The organism is Shewanella olleyana, from assembly GCF_023283825.1.
Taxonomy (GTDB): domain Bacteria; phylum Pseudomonadota; class Gammaproteobacteria; order Enterobacterales; family Shewanellaceae; genus Shewanella; species Shewanella olleyana.
Genome location: NZ_JAKILD010000004.1, coordinates 123,307 through 142,739, shown reverse-complemented (window position 1 = coordinate 142,739; position 19,433 = coordinate 123,307). Strand labels below are relative to the sequence as shown.

The following is a 19,433-nucleotide window of genomic DNA, read 5'->3' as shown; positions in this document are numbered from 1 at the left end:
TTATTTCCCCGGATTAAACGTAAAATTTCTGGTTGTTATTAGCGCGCTCAATGAGGCCTTTAGGTGCTTGATAAAGCTCACCTAGGTGGCTGAATTGATCCGCTGCAGCCATGAGCTTATCTAAGCCCAATTTATCCATGTAATAGAATAAACCACCACGGAAAGGTGGGAAGCCCGTACCATAAATCATGGCGATATCAGCTTCTTCTGCAGATGCAATAACCCCTTCATCAAGGCATCGAATCGCCTCAAACATCATCGGAAGCATCATGCGCAATGTAATGGTTTCAGCATCAAAATCTTCATTGTTGCTTGAACATAATGAGTTGATCAGTGCGTTAGATTCTTCTGATGCACTTGGCTTGATACGTCCGCGACGGTCTGGCGTATGTGCATAGAAACCTTGAGCATTTTTTTGCCCCAAGAACTTGTTATCAACAAAACGCTGAATAACATTGATTTCAGGCTTAGACATACGTCCTGGAAATGCTTCGTCCATGACGTCAATACAATGTGCTGCTGTATCTAAACCAATCACATCAAGAAGGTGTGCAGGCCCCATAGGCCATCCAAAACCTTTACTCATGACTTTATCAATCGCAGGGATATTGCCACCATCAACAATTAACTTGTTAAAGGCGAGAAAGTAAGGCGTCAGGCAGCGATTGACAAGAAAACCTGCACAATCGTTAACGACAATCGGTGTTTTACCCAGTTGCTCGACATATTTTACGGCTTTAGTGATTGTTTCTTCACTGGTATTTTCACCACGAATGACTTCAACCAGTGGCATGTTTGGCACTGGGTTGAAGAAATGAATGCCACAGAAATTTTCAGGCTTTTGCATGGCCTTGGCTAATCCTGTAATCATTAATGTTGAAGTGTTTGATGCAATCACGGCATTAGGAGCCACACTTTCAAGTTCAGACAGTACTTTTTGTTTGATGACTGGGTTTTCAACCACAGCTTCAATAATCAAATCGCAGCTTTCAAGTGCATTGTTGTGAAGGGTCGGTTGAATACGATTCAACGTTTCACCCATCGCAAGTGGTGTTTTTCGGCCTTTGGCAACTTGTTTAACCAGTAATTTATTGGCTTCTGATAAACCAAGATTGATACCGGCTTTATTGATGTCTTTCATTACAACATCCATGCCTTTATCTGCAGTGACATATGCAATACCACCACCCATAATGCCTGCGCCAATAACCCCAAGTTCTTTTGTTGCTTCAGCTGCTTTAGCTAACTTCTTGGTTTTCGCTTTTACAGTCATGTCACTGATAAACACTGACACAAGAGCATCAGCCACACCGCTTTGGACACACTTAACAATACCAGCACGCTCAATGCTCAACGCGTCTTCACGGCAGCAATATGCTGCTTTCTCAATCGTATCTAGCATAATGCTAGGCGCTGGATAATGCTTACCTGCCACTTTCGCTACCATGCCACGTGCGACATTGATAGACATACTCAGTTCGAACTGACTCAGTCCAAGTGCAGATTTTTTCTCTGTTTGACGTGCAGCCCAGTCAAAGTCTCCTTCGATACAAGAGACAAGTACAGCTTCTGCTTCAGCAATTGGATCCGCTTTTGCATCAATGACGCCATCGACAAAATGGTGTTCAAGTGCTTTGTCTGCACGAAAATTTTTACCTGTCGTGAGCCACTGTAGAGACGTGTCTAAACCAATAATTCTTGGAAGGCGGGTCATTCCGCCCCAACCTGGCATGATGCCTAGTTTGACTTCTGGTAGACTTATTTTTACGTCAGCCGTTGCTATACGGTACTCAGCAAGCATAGACAGCTCAACCCCACCACCTGCCGCGACACCATTTATGATAGCGACTTTTGGCATAGCCAGATCTTCAAGGCTGTTATAAACCGAATGAACCCACTCAAGGTACCCACTAATAGCAACCTCACCGTCAGCGAATAATGCTCGAAATGCTTTTACATCTGCGCCTGCGCTGAATAAGCCTTTACCTGAGCGAATGATTAAACCTTTAGCATCAGACTGGCTTAATACCGCAATAGCGGCTTGTAAGTCTTCTACTGCAGACTTACGGAGTGTGTTTACTGCATCATTTTGGTCATCGAAAATCAGTTCAGCAAACTGACCGCGTGAGACAACTTGAAAACTTTGTCCTTGGTACATAAAATTATCCTCGTTAAATCGGTCAGGTTACTTGCAAAGGCCAGCAGAAAACGCTTCGTCACGCAGTGCATCACGAAAGTCTGGATGGGCGATTTCAATTAACGCTTCAACGCGTTGTGGAACTGAAAGGCCACGAAGATCTGCGCTACCAAATTCTGTTGCAATAATCTGAACATCATTACGAGGTGTGGTAACGGGGGTCCCAGCAGGCAGTGCAACGCGGATAGTTGACTCAATACCGTCTTTACCTTTATGTGTTGAGGCAAGACAAAGAATACTGATACCGCCGTTTGACATTTGAGCTCCGCGGATAAAGTCGACTTGTCCACCTGAACCAGAAATTTGATTAAAGCCAACACCTTCAGAAGCCACTTGACCGGTTAAATCGGTCATGATGCAGGTATTGAGTGAAACAAAGTTATCGTTTTTAGCAATCTCGTATGGATTGACAACGGTCGATACATTTCCCATTTCAATTTCAGGATTGCCATTAACGTAATCGATTAACTCTTGTGAACCTGCAGTAAACGCAGTCACAATTCGATTGGGTTTATAATTTTTCTTATTGCCGCTAACTGCGCCAGCTTTACACAACTCCATCATAGATTCGGTAAACATCTCAGTGTGAATGCCAAGGTCTTGGTGACCTTTTAATGCCATTCCCATTGCGTTAGAAATTGTGCCAATGCCTATTTGAATCGTCATGCCATCTTTTACATATGGGACAACGTGCGATGCGATGGTTTTTTCTAATTCTGATGGCTCGCTACCTTTAGGGCCAGCTACAGGATGATGACCTTCAGTTATGTGAGTCACTTGGTCTATGTGCACTAAGTTCTCATCACCACCAATAAAGGGTTGTTGCTTATTAATCACAGCGATAATGGTGTCTGCATATTTCATTGCTTCTGCATTACCGACACCACCACATGCGCCCATACTCATAAAACCATCTTCGTTAGGAGGTGTCATTTCAACGGCCATGACATTGGGTTTGATCTTGTTAAATAGTTGAGGGAAGTGAGAAAAGTGGAAATTGATCGTTTCAACGTTACCTGTTTTTTGTATTTTTCGTTCAAGTGGCCCCATAAAAAGGCTCATATGCTTGAAACTACTGCGGAATTCAGGTTTTAAAAAGCCATATGGGTGAGTAAGCAGGCCGGTATATAATGTGCAGTTTTCAATTTCTGCTGCACGTTTTTCTAATTCAAGTAAAAATAAAATTGGAGAGCCTAATAAACCGCCAGCCCATACAATATCTTCGGACTTGATTAGCTTTGTTGAATCGGCCAGTGAAATTAACTTACTTTCGTAGTTCTGTTGCCAAAGTGCCATAAAAACCTCTATGAATAAATATAAATTTATTTTGAATTCCTTTGTACAAATGTACATCCTAAAAATATGGACAAGTAGAGGATGCAGATTCAGAAGTAGCTCCTTTTCTGGCCTATTAATGTATGCCAAAGAGGTCAGCGTTATTTGGCATTTCATGCCAAATACATAACACCTCAAGTCAAATGTCTTTTATATGATGTAATTAACAATTCTTCCCCTCAACGAAAGGAGGGGGGCTGTTGAAACTTGTTGATTTGAGTGCAGGGGTTAATGGTTGTAGGCGCAGAGATTGAGGCCGAGAATATACAAACAAGTCAAACTACTCTCTGAGAAATGATTTTAGGGCCTGGTGAAACGGCGATTTCAAGCGCGAGTATAACTTCAAGCACGAGTATCTAATACAAGCACGAGTATCTAATACAAGCACTAGCGTAGCGAGTATGAATAACTCAAATGACCGTGTTGATTCTTCTGTATTTAGTTAACTTACAAGACTTTTTAAAAGATAAATCACAAAGGCAGGAGCAAGAGCCTCATATTGGTATCGATCTTGATTCTTCAACTTGTATAAGACAGGGAATGATGGTGGTTGGCTGAACGGAAAAGTATAGGTTAAATGGTGTTTTTAGCTGGTCATTTGATGTGAACTTTTAAAGTATTGTCAGGTGGCTTGTTAATTTATTTTAGTAACATCATTAGCAACAAGGCACCGATATATCATATTGAATGAAAACTTTAATTTTAGTTAATTAGCCTAAACAATAACGAACTTGTATATTAGCGCCTTTTAAATTGAATGTGATATAAGCTAAGGCTTTTGAATCATATTTAAGACTATTTTAATCTTGGTTAAGTAGTCTCGTCCATCCTCAAAATTGAGGGGTATTTTTAGGAGCCCAAAAGCCAGTATGCAAGCCTCAGCCGTTCTCAATACACTTAAAAAAGTTGACCAAAGTAAAACATTCCAAGGGTTTGTTATCTTTGTGATTATCGTATCGGCCTTGTCGATTGGTGCGCACACTTATCAATTACCCCCACTGCTTGAAAACAGCTTATATGTATTGGATATCGCCATTACAGCTTTCTTCCTGATAGAGCTCATCATTCGCTATATGGCCAGTGATAACACTAAATCGTTTTTCTCTAAAGGTTGGAATATTTTCGATACCATTATCGTGATTGGCAGCTTAGTGCCGCTGGGTGGCTCGACCATTTTGCTGGCAAGACTATTACGTATTTTCCGCGTACTCAGATTAGTGTCTATGGTACCTGAGCTAAGAATGCTGATTAACGCATTGCTTAAAGCTATCCCAAGAATGGGTTATATTGCCCTGTTAATGTTCGTTATTTTCTATATATACGGCGCCATCGGCAGCATGTTCTTTGCTAATGTGAATGACTTTTTATGGGGCGATGTATCCATCGCAATGCTGACACTGTTCCGTATCTCTACGTTCGAATCTTGGACGTCTATCATGTACGAAACGATGGAAGTGTATCCATTAAGCTGGCTGTATTATTTAAGTTTTATCTTCTTAACCACCTTTGTATTTCTCAACATGATGGTCGGTGCCGTGCTTGATGTGATGGGCGAAGAAACCAAAATAATGCGTGAAGAGCAAAGTGAAGATGATGGTGAAACTCATCCTCAAGTAGCCACAGCTGAAGATATTAAACAGCTTAATGCTAAGATAGATCAATTGACTGAGATGCTGGCAAAGAAAGCCTAATATTGATGTAAATATTTATGTGACACTTGAAAGGTAATGCTAACCTGCTAAAGCATCAAATAGATGCTTTGCGGTATTAGTTTAATCTTCTTGTTGATGATTTGGACAACAAGGATGGAATTTTCACGAAAACTTGCCACCTCTCTTTCAAGGAAGCGCTGAAAAATGCTTGAAAATAACATAGTGGACCAGCGCACATCTAGGCTTAAAAGCCGCTCTTTTCTGAAAGGACTATTAGCTGTGATGCCATTAACCATAGCAGTTATTCCTTGGGGAATATTAGCGGGGTCATTGGCTTTAGAAGCAGGACTGACAGCGGTGCAAAGCCAAGCTATGTCAGCGATCATTTTTGCAGGTAGTGCGCAATTAGTCGCACTTGGGATGATTAAAGCCGGAGTAGGTCTTGGCAGCATTTTAATCACCACCTTATTAATCACTTCACGTCATTTACTGTATGCCATGGCGATGCGTAGTCATATTAGCCCCTTGCCACTTAAATGGCGTTTAGGGTTAGGCTTTTTACTGACTGATGAGTTATTTGCTATTGCTAATCACAGCCACAATAACAGTAACAATAACGCAGCTAAGCAAAAGCAGCATAAGTTTGACCGCTGGTATGCGCTCGGCGGTGGGCTGACATTTTATCTTGGCTGGAATATGGCAACCTTTATGGGCATTATAGCAGGGCAATCAATCGACAATCTCAATGAGCTTGGATTAGATTTTGCCATTGCCGCAACTTTTATTGCATTGGTCGTGCCTACGGTAAAAAAGCCGTCGATTTTGGTGTGTGTATTAGTGTCGCTAACCCTAGCTGTCATCTGCGCCATATTTTCTATTCAGGCAGGGCTGTTAATTGCTTCCATATCAGGCATGGTTGCAGGGGTGGTTTATGCCAGATTAACAGGTGAAGGTCGCCAGCTTGCTCGAGAGTTACCTTCGGAGGATAACTCATGACTTGGATAATTATCTTGTCGATGGCGACGCTGGTGTTTGTCAGCCGATATCTTTTATTAGAGCCTAAGTTGCCGCTTAAACTTAGCGATAAAACCCTGACATTTTTAAGTTATTCAGCGCCAGCAGTATTAACCGCTATTTTGGCACCAATTGTATTCGCTCCCGAAGGTCATTTAGATATTAGCTTTAATAATAGCTATTTAGTGTGCGGCGTTGTCGCCACTTTATTAGCGTATTTTACCCGCAATACCTTACTCGCTACTGTGCTCAGTATTGGGCTGTTTTTTATTATCTTTTAGCGCTAAATAGCCGCACTATTTTTTATAGAGTGAAATTGTCCTGAGTATAATCACTGATGGACTGATAAATTGAAATTAACCAAGCATGTTGATGCCTGTTTAATTACATCGACTAATTTCCCCCTCAATGGTAAACATTAAAGCTTGTTATTGTGACCTGACAATCTTTGCCCCAATGCTTTAGAATAAGCCACAAATCATTCTCAATAGAGCAATTGCATGCACGTACATATTCTTGGGATCTGTGGCACTTTTATGGGCGGCCTCGCATTATTAGCCCGTGCGATGGGACACAAAGTCACTGGCAGTGACGCCAATGTTTACCCGCCAATGAGCACTCAGCTTGAAGAGCAAGGTATTGAACTTATCCAAGGGTTTGATCCAAGCCAATTAGGTAAAGAAGATGAGAACCAGCCTGATATCGTGGTGATTGGCAATGCAATGAGCCGAGGTAACCCTTGTGTTGAGGCGGTGCTTAATCGCGGTATTAAATACACTTCAGGCCCGCAGTTTTTATCAGAATATATCTTGCCTGAACGTTGGGTGCTTGCCGTTTCTGGTACCCATGGAAAAACCTCGACTTCAAGCATGTTGGCTTGGGTATTAGAAGATTGTGGTTACGAGCCTGGTTTTTTAATTGGCGGCGTGCCACAAAACTTTGGTGTATCAGCTCGATTAGGTAACTCGCCTTTTTTCGTGGTTGAAGCCGATGAATATGACAGTGCCTTTTTCGATAAACGTTCTAAGTTTGTCCATTACCGCCCACGCACCTTAGTCATTAATAATCTTGAGTTTGACCATGCCGATATCTTTGCCGATTTAGCGGCAATTCAAAAGCAATTTAACCATGTCATTCGCACTGTGCCGGGTGAAGGAAAAGTGATTTGGCCTGCTGAAAATAACGCAGTAAAAGAAGTGATTGAGCTTGGATGTTGGAGCGAGCAAGAGCTGTTCCACGCGACTGCTAGTAGTCAAAATAGTAGTCAAAATAGCAGCCAAGAAGGTTGGTACGCGAACTCTATAGCGGCTGACGGCCATGAATTTGAAGTGATGTTTAATGGCGAGTCTCAAGGCATTTTAAATTGGGACTTAATTGGTCAGCATAATATCGAAAATGCGGTTATGGCAATAGCTGCAGCGCGTCATGTGGGTGTTGCGCCAGCACTGGCTATTGAAGCGTTAACTAAATTTGCTCCGCCCAAGCGCCGTTTAGAACTGCTGGGCACTGTGAATGACATTGCGGTTTATGATGATTTTGCTCACCACCCAACAGCGATTGAAACCACCTTGCAAGGCTTACGTGCAAAAGTGGGCGCAGGCGAACAAGCGACAGGTAAATTGATTGTGGTGTTAGAGCCACGCTCAAACACCATGAAAAGTGGTGTCCATAAAGATACGCTTGCAGCATCAATGACATTAGCGGATTGCGCATTTTTGTACCAAGCTGACAATATCGGTTGGGATATTAAAACCAATATGGCGAGTGCGAGCTTACCGGTGACAGTATCGACTGACATTAATGAGATTATCGCTTTAGTCAGTGCCGAGGCGAGCGCGGGTGATACCATCGTCATTATGAGTAATGGTGGCTTTAATGGTATTCATCCAAAGCTAATGAGTGCACTAAAATAGTCATGCTATTTTTGTTAAAATTGCACCGACAACAGTATTTTGAACGTATTAAGGTTAACTAAAACCGTTAGCTGTATTTAGAGAGTTTATGAGTAACACAACCCAGTACAACAAAAGAGCTAAAGCGATCAGTCTTGCATGGACTGGCGCTTCAGGTGCGCCTTATGGATTAACACTATTAAAGTGTTTATTAGCCGCTGATTATCAGGTGTTTTTGATGATATCGAGTGCGGCGCGAGTCGTGCTGGCCACCGAAGAAGGCTTACAGCTTAGTGCCAATCCAGAAAAAGCCCATGAGCAGTTATTGAACCATTTTGAGATGACTGATTCTTCTGTCGGTGAGTTAGTGGTTTTAGGAAAAGACGAATGGTTCTCGCCACCTGCATCAGGTAGCGCTGCGCCAAAGCAAATGGTCATTTGTCCTTGCTCAACGGGTACTTTAGCTGCTGTGGCGACCGGAATGAGTAATAATTTGTTAGAAAGAGCGGCGGATGTGGTAATAAAAGAGCGCGGCCAATTAATCTTAGTTCCGCGAGAAACTCCTTTTAGTGCCATACACTTAGAGCATATGTTGAGCCTGACACGTAACGGCGCAACCATCATGCCAGCAGCTCCAGGCTTTTATCACCATCCCCAATCGATAGAAGATCTGGTAAACTTCATGGTTTCCCGAATTCTAGATCATTTGGGTATTGAACATGGGCTGACAAATCGCTGGGGTTATGCTGCACAAAAGTCTCGCGACGACACCGCTATTTAATTTAAGTTAAGCCCGAAAATCACGACAACTGAGAGTAATATGAAACACACAACCGAAGTGATGATTTCTGCAGAAGAAATCAACGAAAAACTGGATATATTAGCTGAAAGGATTAATGCCCATTACGCAGACAGCGAGCGTTTGTTAATGGTCGGCTTATTGAAAGGGTCTGTGGTTTTTATGGCTGACTTATGTCGCCGTATTAAAGGCCATGTTGAAATCGACTTTATGTCAGTTTCAAGCTATGGCAATGCAATGACAAGCACACGTGATGTGAAGATTTTAAAAGATGTTTCATCTGAGATCGCCGATCGTGACGTATTGATCGTTGAAGATTTAATTGATTCTGGCAACACCTTAAATAAAGTCCGCGATATGCTATTACTGCGTGAGCCAAAAAGCTTAGCGCTGTGTACTTTATTAGATAAGCCTGAACGCCGTGAAGTTGATGTACCTGTCGACTTTATTGGTTTTACCATTCCTGACGAATTCATCGTAGGTTATGGTATCGACTATGCTGAGCAGTACCGTAACCTGCCTTACATCGCTAAAGTTGTACCATTAGATTAATCTTGGCTTTAGTTTGTAAACTCCCGCTATAGGCGGGAGTTTTGTTTTGTGCTGACCCAAAAAGTTATAGATGATATAACGATGCATCTGACACTTATAAATCATGGATTCGAGGTATTATAATGAGCAAAACCACCAACGCTTTGGTGATCGAAAACCTGCAAAAAACTTATAAAAGTGGCGTAAAAGCTGTTAAAGGAATTAGTTTAACCGTTGAACAAGGTGATTTTTTTGCTTTGTTAGGTCCCAATGGTGCGGGTAAATCGACAACCATCGGGGTGATCAGCTCGTTAGTGCAAAAGTCTTCAGGCAGCGTAAAGGTCTTTGATTACGATATCGATAAGTCATTAGAGCGCGCCAAAATGTGTATTGGCCTCGTACCACAAGAATTCAATTTTAATCAGTTTGAAACAGTACTACAGATTGTGGTCAATCAAGCTGGCTACTACGGGGTTACCCGTGATGTTGCTCTTGTTCGAGCTGAAAAATACTTAGGTCAGCTGGATTTATGGGAAAAACGCAATAGCCAAGCTAGAGCTTTGTCGGGCGGAATGAAGCGCCGACTGATGATAGCCCGTGCGTTAATGCATGAACCAAAACTATTAATACTTGATGAGCCAACAGCGGGTGTTGATATTGAACTTCGCCGCTCTATGTGGGAATTTCTTAAAGATATTAATAGCCAAGGTGTGACGATTATTTTAACGACTCACTACCTTGAAGAAGCTGAAATGCTTTGCCGCAATATCGGTATTATTGACCAAGGGATGCTGGTGGAATGCACCACGATGAAGTCTTTGCTCAGTAAGCTCAACATGGAAACCTACATCCTCGACTTACGTCATAATATCGACACTGCACCAGACTTAGGCAGTATAAAATGCCGTTTAATTGATGGGCATACGCTGGAGATTGATATTGTAAAAGAGAACAATATCAATGATGTATTTACCTCGCTTACCCAAGCCAACATTGAAGTGATATCGATGCGTAATAAAGCCAACCGTCTAGAAGAGCTATTTGTTGAGTTAGTGAAAAAAGCCAAGGAGGCAAAATAATGAATAAGCTTTATTGGATTGCCTTTAAAAGTATTCTTACCAAAGAAGTAAACCGCTTTACTCGTATTTGGGTACAAACACTTGTTCCCCCAGCAATTACCATGACCTTATACTTTTTGATTTTCGGTAATTTAATTGGTAATCGAATTGGTGAAATGGGTGGAGTGTCATATATGGCATTTATAGCACCTGGTTTGATTATGATGTCAGTGATCACTAACTCGTATTCGAATGTGGCCTCATCATTTTTTAGTGCCAAGATGCACGGCAGCATTGAAGAGTTGATGGTTGCCCCCGTGCCGCATTATGTCATGATTGCTGGCTTTGTTGGCGGAGGTGTTGCACGCGGCTTGTCTGTGGGCTTAATCGTAACCTTGGTGGCTATGTTCTTCGTTAATATCTCATTGCACCATGTTGGATTAGTTATTATGACCGTTTTTTTAACCTCAGTGCTGTTTGCATTAGGCGGGTTAATCAATGCGGTGTTTGCTAAAAGCTTTGACGATATCAGTATTATCCCTACGTTCATCCTAACGCCATTAACGTATTTAGGCGGGGTGTTTTACTCACTGTCGCTGCTCCCCGATTTTTGGCAAGGTGTATCGGCGTTAAACCCTGTGGTGTATATGATTAACGTATTCCGTTATGGCTTCTTAGGATTTGCGGACATCAGTGTGCCGTTATCTATCGCGATTATGGTTGGTTTCTGCGCCACGCTCTGGTTTGTGGCTTATTACTTAATTTCACGCGGTATTGGCCTACGTAGCTAGCTTTTATTAAAGCTGTAGCTAGCTTTTATGGAAGGCGTAGCTAGCCTTTACTAAAGATGTAGCTAGCTTTTATTGATAGGCTGCAAATATAAGCTAAAAAAGGACTCAATTGAGTCCTTTTTTATTGAAAAATTCTAGTCACGAATACCTATTGATTCTATTAAATCGAACTATATCTGCTGTTAATTGCAATATTCATTCTACTATTTGGTGGGTAAAGTGAACTTATTAACAGTTTACAGAGATGCTAATGATGAAGGTTTTAAGCAAATTTACCGCAAGACCTGCAATGGACGGTGATGGAGTTAATATTAAGCGAGTGGCTGACTTTTTGAATACCCGCTTCGATCCTTACCTGATGATTGATGAGTTAAAATCTAATGATCAGCAAGATTTTATTGGCGGATTCCCAGCCCACCCTCACCGTGGCATCGAAACCTTTACTTATATTTTAAAAGGCGGCTTTGAGCATCGAGATCAGCTGAGTAATGTTAAAGCAATCCGCTCAGGTGATGTGCAGTGGATGAGTACTGGCAGCGGCGTAGTTCATTCGGAAATGCCACTGGCAGATGCTAATGACGGCTTACATGGGTTTCAAATTTGGCTGAATATGCCAGCCAAAGATAAAATGCGTCCAGCTATTTACCAAGACACGACAGAAAATCCAAACCCAATAGTGAGTAATGCAAGTGGCGCTACACTAAAAGCACTAGCAGGAAATTGGCAGTTTGCAGAAGCTTCTGAAGTTATCGAAGCAAGCATTCAGGGATTAGCAGGCAAAGGCGCCATTGCAGATGTGACAGTAACTGCTAAAGGTGAGGCCAGAGTTGATTTGTCGGCGCATCAAAGCGTGAGTGCTTATATCTATCAAGGCGAACTTGAATATATGGATGCCAAGGGCGAGCAACTCATTGCCAAAGAAGGGCAATTATTGATGATAGAACCTGATGCGAACACTCATATTAAAGCGGGCAATAAAGCGGCTGGAATATTGTTGCTAGCAGGCAGCCCAATCAAGGAAGAAATTGTCCATATGGGGCCATTTGTCATGAACACTCAGGCTGAAATTAATCAGGCCATTGATGATTATCAACAAGGGCGTTTCGGTGAGATTGTTTAATGATGGTTTTAAGTTAATTGCAGCAGCATTATTCAAATAAATGTCAGCGACTAGCGGATAAAATTGCTACAATAGACATTCAAACAATTGGCCAAGGTATTTTATCCTTGGCCGAGTTGTTTCTACTATCCAACTTTGCTTTGATATCAGAGGATATTCACCTTGAGTCAGTCTACTGAAAAGGCCGCTAATACGGCTTTCGCATCACTTAATCTTAAACCAGGTTTGTTTGATAATCTTAAAACAATGGGATACGAGTCTATGACTCAAATCCAAGCTGAAAGCTTACCAGCTATTCTGGCGGGTGATGACGTGATTGGCCAAGGAAAAACCGGTTCAGGTAAAACTGCTGCATTTGGTTTAGGGCTGTTAAACAAGTTAGATGTGAAACGTTTTCGCATTCAAACTATGGTGCTATGTCCAACCCGTGAACTTGCCGATCAAGTAGCAAAGGATATTCGAACCCTAGCACGCGGTATCCATAACGTTAAAGTACTGACCCTTTGTGGTGGCGTTCCTATGGGGCCGCAAATTGGCTCACTTGAGCATGGCGCGCATATTATTGTCGGCACACCGGGTCGTATTGTCGATCACTTAGATCGTAACCGTTTAGATTTAAGCAACGTTAACATGTTGGTATTAGATGAAGCGGATCGCATGCTAGAAATGGGTTTCCAAGATCATATTGATCAAATCATTGCTGAAACGCCACACGAGCGTCAAACGCTACTATTTAGCGCAACTTTCCCTGAGCAAATTCAACAGATTGTTGAACAAATCATGTATAAGCCGTTAATGGTTAAAGTGGAAGCAACTCACGATAATCACACCATTGAACAGCATTTTTATCATACTGAAGATAATGAAGCCCGCTTAGAAGCATTGCGTTTATTGTTACTGGAAAAGCAGCCAGAAAGTGCAGTGGTATTTTGTAATACCAAGCGTGAAACTCAAAAAGTTGCTGACACATTAGCGGAGCAAGGTTTTAGTGTACTGGCGCTGCATGGTGACCTTGAACAGCGCGATCGCGATCAGATGTTACTGCGTTTTGCTAACCGTAGTGCTCGTATTTTGGTGGCAACCGATGTCGCCTCTCGCGGTTTAGATATCGAAGACTTAGAAGCGGTATTTAACTACCATATTGCTTACGATACTGAAGTCCATATTCACCGTATTGGCCGTACAGGCCGTGCTGGCAGTAAAGGCGCAGCTTATACCTTCTTTAGTCATTCAGATGGCCACAGAATGGTAGAAATTGAAGAGTTGATTGGAAAAGAAATTGATGGCGAAACATTGCCTTCAATGAACGTGCTAAACAAGCAGCCGCAAGAAGCGGAAATGATCACGATTCAAATTGATGCGGGTAAGAAGCACAAAATCCGCCCTGGTGATATTGTGGGTGGTTTAACGGGTGAGAACGGCATTAACGGCGCTGATATTGGTAAAATTAAAGTCACCGATATTCGCTCATTTGTTGCTGTTAAACGTGATGCATCGAAAAAGGCATTGAACAAAATTACCAAAGGCCGCTTGAAAGGTAAGACTTATCGCGCTTGGTTTTTGTAATATCTGAAAAGTAACTTTTGATAATTAAATGAAAGCGAGCTTAGTGCAAACTAAGCTCGCTTTTTTGTATGTCAGATTTAGGTTTGTTATTTAAATGGGCGCAGTCAGGATAAATGCGAGCTTAATCAGGCTCATCATTGCCACATAGCTGCAGACTATGATTGTTCGTCGTCGCCTTTGAGGAAGTAGCTCTTTAATAATGGACACGCTTGTATTGTGAGGTTGGACTATTTCAACAATGCTTGATTGCCATAAAATCACCCAACTTGCTCTTAGTTGGTATTGCTTGTCACTTAAACAAAAGGATCGAGAGGAAAAAGGAGACAGAAACATATTCTTACTTGCTAACACAGTCTTATTACTCAACGTCTCATTACTCACAGAAGACAGTGTGAGTCTGCCAGTAAACCTATCGTAACTTGTAAGTAATGAGATGCCATTAATTTGATGGGTTTGGCTTTCAATCCGTTTGAACTTCATCTAGGGCAATATCCATTTCAGCCTGAGTTTGTTGTTCAAATATAAAGACATTTGATGTCATCACAAGTTTTATGAACCAAATTTAATCAACCTAAAGTATTAAGCTCTGCTGAACTTGGCTGTTTGTATTTTGTTCGATTGAAAACAAAATTATCAATATTGAGGGTGATTATTGTTCAAAAATCACTAGGTGGAATGTCAAATAATAAAATTATAAATTTTTTCTAAAACATCTTTTATTCAGCTTTATTTAATAAATCCTTGTTAGGTGTGTGTATAAGTAGTTGTTAATATTAACTTTATTATTATTTTTAGTTGTTTTTATGTGATCTTCTTTACAATGTAAATTTTTGTTTTTTCATATGATCAACTCAGGTACTCAAAAAGAAGTACTTAAACCAAATATTGGGAGTTGTGATGAAAATGATGAACCGCACTAAAATTGCATTTATTGTCGCTGCCACTATGGGCATTTCAGCCTGTGGCAGTGATGGCAAAGATGGTCAACCAGGAGCACCAGGCCAACCAGGTGAACCGTGGGAGCCGCCAGTGGTAACCACCTCTGCGGTAGCCAAGGTATTAAATTGGCAATATGACTCTGGTGTTGTAAACGTTGAATTCTCTGTAGAGAATCAAGATGGCGTTGCTGTACAAGACCTTGATAAAGTGCAGCTAATGTCAACGATTAAAAATGAAGCAGGCTTATTGGCCGACACTGTCGATGTGACTTGGGTAGCGGGTGATGATAACGCCGCAGGCACTTTAACCCATGCTGGTGAGGGCATCTACAACTTAACTATGCCACATGAAGCGGCTACGCCAGAGTCGATTGGTACTGGCTATATTCGTCCAGGTAATGGCGAAAATGGCATGCCACGCACTAAACGTGTGATGTTTACTAAAACAGACCAATATGCACAAGTTAGTACCACAGACGATGCTAAATGTGTCGCATGTCACGGTGAATTTGAAGATGCAACGGGTAATGCAACTTGGGGTTGGCACCAACATCACCATGCTATAGATAATGACCAAGAGGTTGTTATTGTTGAAGCCTGTTTGGTTTGTCATACACAAACTGAAAAACAAGATGGTGGTTGGGCTCAAAACACCATGGCAATGCTTGGGCATGGTCTATTAGCTGATGGCGAAGGAGGACGCATTGCTTCTGGTCATGCTTCATTAGGTACTAGTTATTCAATGGATAAGTACCGCTGTTCAACTTGTCACGTTGATGATGTGGTATTTACTGCCTCGCTCAATGCTTGTGCGACTTGTCATGCTGATTTGCAAGATGCTGATAAAGATTTGGCTGTTAATCACAGTAACTTTACCGACCTTGATTGTGCAACTTGTCACACCTCGTTCCAGCACGAACATGAAAATGGCGCTAATCGTGATGAAGCATTAAACCGTTATAACTTTGAAGTTATTTCAGTTGTTCGTAGCGAAGATCAAGCATCTATTGAAGTCACTGTAACTGCAACAGATGTTGAGGGTAAACCAGTTGATATCGCCTCTTTGACCGATGCAAGCCCACGCGGTTGGGCAACGATGATGAAACATGGTGAAGCCATTTTACCGGGCCGCGATGAAGGCCATGTAGCACGATCAACAGATGGCTTCACTGGCGAAAATGGTCAGTACACTTATATCATTGAACATGCTTTGCCATTTGAGGAAGGTGAGGTGTTAGTCGGTGGTGTAGATGGTCGTATTAGCTACACTCACCGTTGGGGGTATCCAGCCAATGCGCCGATCTCTGTATCAAACATTAAAGATGTACGTCGTACTAGCTCTGATGGCATGAAGTGTTTATCTTGTCATACTGAAGGGTTAGATGGACATGGCTCTGCTCGTGGAGGGTTTGATTTAGGTGGCGATGCGTGTACTCAGTGTCATTCAGCCTATAACTGGGCACCTGGCAAACAAGGTGAAGATTACGCGATGGCATGGGGTCCACTGGTTCATAACATGCACTTTGGAGCATACAAGCAAGACCGTGGTCTAAATGATATGCCAACAACCGACAGAAACATGCCAGTTGACTGTCAAGCGTGTCATACAGGTGATATTGACCTTGAAAATGTAGCGCCTGCTGTCGTGTTAAACGGTATGGATGAAGCGAGTGTTTACGGTATAACTGCCATTACCGCTAACTGTTCAACTTGTCACACTGGTGATGCAGCTAAGAACCATATGATGCAACAAGGTGGTGATTTTGATGTTGTTGTTACTCCTGATGGTGTTCATCAAGGTGAAAACGGTGATGGCTTTGCTATCTTCGACCCTGCGCCAATTACTGAATCTTGTTCAGTCTGTCACACGCCAGCAAGAATGGCTGATGCGCATCAGTACTAAAACCAGTACTAAAATAGTGCGTTAATAATTCATCATATCCCCGTAAGTCAAAAGGCCTGAAGTGTTTCAGGCCTTTTTATTTGGACTTTCTGCTTGATTAGTTATCTTTATTCGTGGTTTCAATCCTTGTCCCACCGACTTCAGACAACATATAAATCAAGGTATCGCCATTTTCATTTCCTGCAAGATATGACCAAGTACTGACATTTTTGCCAAGACTTCCGCCTTGAACTTGCTGACTGACTTCCATCCACGAATTGGGCGCTAACTCAAAACCGCGAATTTCACAGGTTGTGGTCTTACAGGTGATTGACTCAATATTGACGTCGTTAGAAAACTCACTAATGGCTATGGCATCTCTTAATTCTTGCTCGCGATTAGCGGCCCAATCAGTGCTGATTTCAGCTTGATGATGGCGTTTAAAAAGTTCAATCATGTCACCTTGTTGATTGGCGATGACACTCGCGAATGCTTCAGGTACCCATTGACGAGCTTGCTCTGGAGTAATGCTGGCAGGTTCTGGATGAAAAGGAGAACTGGTATTTTGATCTGCTGCTTCATCTATTTCGGTATAGGCAATTTCAACTTGCTGCTCGAGTAGTCCCATAGACGAATTCATCGCATCAATAAGGGTATTCTTTTCAGCTAGCTCTTGTTTGAGCTGTTTGACTTCTTTTTTCAGTTCAGTAATAAGCTGCGTCGATTCGTTCTTTAATTCTGACGACAGGTTTTTAGCACTGTTATTGATTTCAGTACTTGGCTGGCTTACTTCAACTTGAGTCACTTCAAATTGATTGAGTTGCTTCTTACCCATTTGTAACCCTAAAAACAGGCAGCCGAGTGCCAGTAATAACCCCAGCGCAATTAATCCAGAATGTTTCATAAATCTTCCATGAAAAATGTAGTAATAATCGATTATTTATCATGAACCAAAGGCGGCAATCTGGCAACTTGCTCTTTAATATGACCTGTTAAAGGATGATGTAAGTGATTGTTTATTAGCTTGAGTGTGTATTTTTGTGGTAGATGCGAGTGTAGTGGCTTCCAATAAAAAAGGCATGAAAGCTGGGCTTTCATGCCTTAAACACAAGCGTGTTAGCAGTAGGATTAACGTCTTGCGTTAGCGTAAGGATCTACTTTGCCTGAAGAGTTTTGAGCACTAGCATTGTCATTGCGGCCTTGGCGACGACGTTGAGGCTTTTTAGCGCCATCAGACTGAGCATTCTCAGCTTCAGCACGGGCGCGAGCACGTTGACGCTGACTTGGTTTGTCTGAATTACCTTTAGGCGCAGGGCGTCCATTTTGCTTTTGGCCTTGTTTCTGACTATCAGCTTCATTGGCATGCTTACGGCGATTCGGGTTTGGCTTTTTATGATTAGCCGCGCGATGTCCTCCTTTTAAGCTTGCTTCAGGTAAATCATGACAAGCTTCATAGCCTTCAATCACTTTACGTTCAATGGTGCGCTTAATCAGTCTTTCGATGTCATGCAATAGCTTAACTTCTTCATCGCTGACTAAAGAAACCGCTAGCCCAGTTGCACCAGCGCGGCCAGTACGGCCAATACGATGAACGTAATCTTCTGGTACGTTTGGTAAATCAAAGTTAACCACAAATGGCAGTTGATCGATATCAATACCGCGGGCGGCAATATCAGTTGCTACCATGACTTGTGCTTTGCCAGCTTTAAAGTCTGCAAGGGCTTTAGTGCGTGCGCCTTGGCTTTTATTACCATGAATGGCCACGGCATTGATGCCATCAGCATCTAAGTTTTTAGCTAAACGGTTTGCACCATGTTTGGTACGTGAAAACACTAACACTTGGTGCCAGTTATTTTCTTTAATTAACTTGGTTAAGATGCGCGCTTTACGGCTTTTATCCACGGCATAAACGCTTTGCTCAACTGTGTTGGCAGTTGCGTTACGTGGGGTAACTGAAATCTCAACAGGGTTGTTCACTAAGCCTTTTGCTAAATCGCGAATTTCATCTGAAAAGGTCGCTGAGAACATGAGGTTCTGACGCTGTTTTGGCAGCATGGCCAATACTTTTTTGATGTCGCGGATAAAGCCCATGTCTAGCATGCGGTCGGCTTCATCTAAAACAAGCACTTCAAGTTGGCTAAAGCTTAACGCTTTTTGCTGACATAAATCTAATAAGCGGCCTGGGGTCGCCACTAGAATATCAACACCATTTCTTAGGGTTGTGATTTGTGGGTTTATTGATACGCCACCAAACACAACAGCAGATTTCAGCGGTAAGTTAGTGCCATAAGTCGAGACACTTTCAGCGACTTGGGCTGCAAGTTCACGGGTAGGGGTCAGTACTAATGCACGAACTTGGCCACGCTTAGCGCGCTGACCTTTTGAGAGTAATTCTAATAATGGCAGAGTAAAGCCAGCTGTTTTGCCTGTACCCGTTTGGGCAGCGGCCATTACGTCTTTGCCTTCTAGGACGGCAGGAATAGCTTGTTCTTGGATTGCAGAAGGGGTGTCATACCCTTGTTTTTCAACAGCTTTTAAAATTGCTGCGCTTAAGCCTAGTGAGGCAAAACTCATAGAATGATCTCTTTGGGCAACGTATACGTTGCTATGACTGAATAGGGGGCCACGAAATGGCGGCCGTGAAGCTTACCTGAAACA

The 19,433-nt window shown here is 42.2% G+C and carries 16 protein-coding genes; 12 read left to right on the top strand and 4 right to left on the bottom strand.

Annotation, left to right across the window (positions count from 1 at the left end; translation table 11 throughout):
• Window positions 1–13 precede the first annotated feature (13 nt).
• Window positions 14–2,158 (bottom strand): fatty acid oxidation complex subunit alpha FadB, encoded by a 2,145-nt coding sequence (gene fadB / locus L2735_RS04375; protein ID WP_248983541.1) that lies wholly within the window; start codon window positions 2,156–2,158, stop codon window positions 14–16.
• 27 nt (window positions 2,159–2,185) lie between these two features.
• Entirely contained in the window at window positions 2,186–3,493 is a 1,308-nt protein-coding gene (locus tag L2735_RS04370) for an acetyl-CoA hydrolase/transferase family protein (protein ID WP_248983540.1), read from the bottom strand.
• Between the two features lie 453 nt (window positions 3,494–3,946).
• On the opposite strand from L2735_RS04370, the gene L2735_RS04365 reads away from it, so the two are divergent.
• The 12 genes from L2735_RS04365 to L2735_RS04310 all read left to right on the top strand — a co-directional run bounded on the left by L2735_RS04365 (window position 3,947) and on the right by L2735_RS04310 (window position 16,796).
• Window positions 3,947–4,090, top strand: a complete 144-nt coding sequence (locus L2735_RS04365; RefSeq protein ID WP_248983539.1) for a hypothetical protein — start codon at window positions 3,947–3,949, stop codon at window positions 4,088–4,090.
• A 311-nt stretch (window positions 4,091–4,401) separates the two neighbouring features.
• A complete protein-coding gene (locus L2735_RS04360) occupies window positions 4,402–5,223 on the top strand; it encodes an ion transporter (protein ID WP_248983538.1) in 822 nt (273 codons plus the stop codon).
• 165 nt (window positions 5,224–5,388) lie between these two features.
• Entirely contained in the window at window positions 5,389–6,180 is a 792-nt protein-coding gene (locus L2735_RS04355; protein WP_248983537.1) for an AzlC family ABC transporter permease, read from the top strand.
• Window positions 6,177–6,479 carry an AzlD domain-containing protein gene (locus L2735_RS04350; RefSeq protein WP_248983536.1) on the top strand — a complete coding sequence of 101 codons (303 nt, stop codon included), beginning with the start codon at window positions 6,177–6,179 and terminating at the stop codon, window positions 6,477–6,479. Before L2735_RS04355 ends, L2735_RS04350 begins: the two co-directional genes overlap by 4 nt.
• A gap of 219 nt (window positions 6,480–6,698) precedes the next feature.
• Entirely contained in the window at window positions 6,699–8,111 is a 1,413-nt protein-coding gene (mpl, locus tag L2735_RS04345) for a UDP-N-acetylmuramate:L-alanyl-gamma-D-glutamyl-meso-diaminopimelate ligase (protein WP_248983535.1), read from the top strand.
• A gap of 88 nt (window positions 8,112–8,199) precedes the next feature.
• Complete coding sequence (locus tag L2735_RS04340; protein WP_248983534.1) at window positions 8,200–8,871, top strand: flavin prenyltransferase UbiX; 672 nt, start codon at window positions 8,200–8,202, stop codon at window positions 8,869–8,871.
• Window positions 8,872–8,910: 39 nt separating this feature from the next.
• Window positions 8,911–9,441, top strand: a complete 531-nt coding sequence (gene hpt, locus L2735_RS04335; RefSeq protein ID WP_248983533.1) for a hypoxanthine phosphoribosyltransferase — start codon at window positions 8,911–8,913, stop codon at window positions 9,439–9,441.
• Between the two features lie 122 nt (window positions 9,442–9,563).
• Window positions 9,564–10,499 (top strand): ABC transporter ATP-binding protein, encoded by a 936-nt coding sequence (locus tag L2735_RS04330; protein WP_248983532.1) that lies wholly within the window; start codon window positions 9,564–9,566, stop codon window positions 10,497–10,499.
• Window positions 10,499–11,269 carry an ABC transporter permease gene (locus tag L2735_RS04325; protein WP_248983531.1) on the top strand — a complete coding sequence of 257 codons (771 nt, stop codon included), beginning with the start codon at window positions 10,499–10,501 and terminating at the stop codon, window positions 11,267–11,269. The genes L2735_RS04330 and L2735_RS04325 overlap by 1 nt, the downstream gene beginning before the upstream one ends.
• A gap of 253 nt (window positions 11,270–11,522) precedes the next feature.
• Window positions 11,523–12,389 carry a pirin family protein gene (locus L2735_RS04320; RefSeq protein ID WP_248983630.1) on the top strand — a complete coding sequence of 289 codons (867 nt, stop codon included), beginning with the start codon at window positions 11,523–11,525 and terminating at the stop codon, window positions 12,387–12,389.
• Between the two features lie 162 nt (window positions 12,390–12,551).
• The gene (dbpA, locus tag L2735_RS04315) at window positions 12,552–13,955 is read left to right on the top strand and encodes an ATP-dependent RNA helicase DbpA (protein WP_248983530.1); all 1,404 of its coding nucleotides are present in this window, start codon (window positions 12,552–12,554) and stop codon (window positions 13,953–13,955) included.
• Window positions 13,956–14,852: 897 nt separating this feature from the next.
• Window positions 14,853–16,796, top strand: a complete 1,944-nt coding sequence (locus L2735_RS04310) for a multiheme c-type cytochrome (RefSeq protein ID WP_248983529.1) — start codon at window positions 14,853–14,855, stop codon at window positions 16,794–16,796.
• Window positions 16,797–16,893: 97 nt separating this feature from the next.
• Here L2735_RS04310 and L2735_RS04305 read toward each other — a convergent pair whose 3' ends face one another.
• Window positions 16,894–17,679, bottom strand: a complete 786-nt coding sequence (locus tag L2735_RS04305; RefSeq protein ID WP_248983528.1) for a hypothetical protein — start codon at window positions 17,677–17,679, stop codon at window positions 16,894–16,896.
• A 224-nt stretch (window positions 17,680–17,903) separates the two neighbouring features.
• Window positions 17,904–19,349 carry a DEAD/DEAH box helicase gene (locus L2735_RS04300; RefSeq protein ID WP_248983527.1) on the bottom strand — a complete coding sequence of 482 codons (1,446 nt, stop codon included), beginning with the start codon at window positions 19,347–19,349 and terminating at the stop codon, window positions 17,904–17,906.
• Window positions 19,350–19,433: the final 84 nt, after the last annotated feature.